This is a genomic window from Pantoea sp. Pa-EAmG (assembly GCF_030024295.1).
GTDB lineage: Bacteria > Pseudomonadota > Gammaproteobacteria > Enterobacterales > Enterobacteriaceae > Pantoea > Pantoea dispersa.
The window spans coordinates 1-1,682 of sequence record NZ_JASEWO010000338.1 but is presented as its reverse complement, the minus strand read 5'-3'; the positions used below and the strand labels follow the sequence as shown (position 1 = coordinate 1,682).

Below are 1,682 nucleotides of genomic sequence, written 5' to 3'. Positions count from 1 at the left end.
TTAAGTATGCAGCGCTGATGCTGCTGGTCTGCGGTCTGGCGCACGCGGAAGCGGACGTCAGAACGGTAGGCGATATTGACCGTCTCCAGAGCGGCCGCGTGTTTTACGACGCGCAGGCCGCCTACAACAAGGCAAAAATGGCGGCGGGGCAGGCTGACACCGTTGCCGTGCCGGTCACCGCCCCCGCGGTGCCCGGCGGCCCTCCGGGCACGCCGGCAGCAACCGCACCGGCCAGCACGCTGCCTGTGCTTGAAAAGGTCGCGGGGTCGGTGGCCACGCTCAGCTTCCGGGACGGCAGCAGCACGCAGGTGCGTCCGGGCGACAGCGTGAACGGCGGCTATACCGTGGTGTCCGTCTCAATGCGCGGCGTGGTGATTAAACGCCAGCCTGACGGTCACGTCTTCACCCTTAACTGAGGCCGACGTCATGATGAACCTGAGTGAAAAAACGCACACCCTGCTGCCGCTGGCCCCGCCTCCCGGCGCCCGCGCGTATTCCGCTACGCTGCGGGACAGCCTGCGGCTTATCCGCGACGATCAGAACCAGTATCACTGCCTGTATGTGCTGAGCGAGCTGGGCGGCAATACGGAGTTTTATGAGCTGAAAGAGCAGCTGCGCAGTCAGGGCCTTGAAACGGGTGTGACCTGGTGTGACCGCGAGGAGCTGGAAAAAATAACCCAGCAGTTCAGCGACGGCGGCCGCGACAGCGTGGAGGGAACCAGCGACTTTCAGAACCTGAACCTCACCCTGGTCGCCGAAGCCACGAAAATGCGCGGATCCGATATCCACATCCGCATTGAGCACAAGTTTACCCGCGTGCTCTATCGCATTGACGGCAACCTGCGCAGGATACGGACCGAGTCCGCGGAGTGGGGCACCCGCCTGGTGAATGCCCTGTACAACTCCATGTGCGAGGAGCACAGCAAAACCACGCTGAGCTTTACCGAGTCCTGTGACGCCCGCGTGCGCGAAGAGTTCGTGAACGGCTACGGGCTCAGCACTATCCGCTTTGCCAGCCGTCCCGGCGGGCAGGGGCGTCTGGCCGTTGCGCTGCGCCTCGTCAGCCGCCGCAAGCAGAGCCTGCACTTTGAGCAGCTGGGGCTGACGCCGGCAGAAGAGACCACGCTGCGCCGGCTGCTGAACGGATCCGGCGGCACCTTCTTCAGCGGGCCCACCGGACATGGTAAGTCGACGGTCTGTCAGGTTTCCGCAGAGTTTCTGGCCCGTGAAGACCCGGGTGAAAACATCATGTCGGTGGAAGACCCCATCGAATCGCCGATTGAGGGCGTCTTTCAGACGCCGCTGGGCATGCAGACCTTTGCCGAAGCCATCAGAAACCTGCTGCGTATGGACCCGGACCGTATCTACAACGGTGAGGTGCGTGACGCGGGTACGGCCAATGGCGTCATTGAGGCCATTCAGACCGGTGCCCCTGTACTGACAACCATTCACACCAACTCTCCGGCAGATATCCCGCAGCGCCTGCGACGCTTTGGGGTAGACGAGGACCTGCTGTTTGACCCGACCATCGTGTCCGGGCTGGTTGGTCTCCGGCTGGTTCCGCTGCTCTGCAGCCACTGCAAAATCCCCTGGCACAAAGGGCGCGAGAGCGTCAGCCCGGTGATGGTGGACATGGTGGAGACGCACGCGGATATCTCTGGCGTGTATCTGCGCAATCCGGG

General features: G+C 63.1%; 2 protein-coding genes. Both read left to right on the top strand.

The annotated features are described in order from the left end of the window. The coding region (gene pilP, locus QMM04_RS22415; RefSeq protein ID WP_282997097.1) for a type IV pilus biogenesis protein PilP at window positions 1-416 on the top strand (416 nt) is incomplete at its 5' end. Between the two features lie 10 nt (window positions 417-426). Beyond that, the coding region (locus tag QMM04_RS22410; RefSeq protein WP_282997096.1) for an ATPase, T2SS/T4P/T4SS family at window positions 427-1,682 on the top strand (1,256 nt) is incomplete at its 3' end.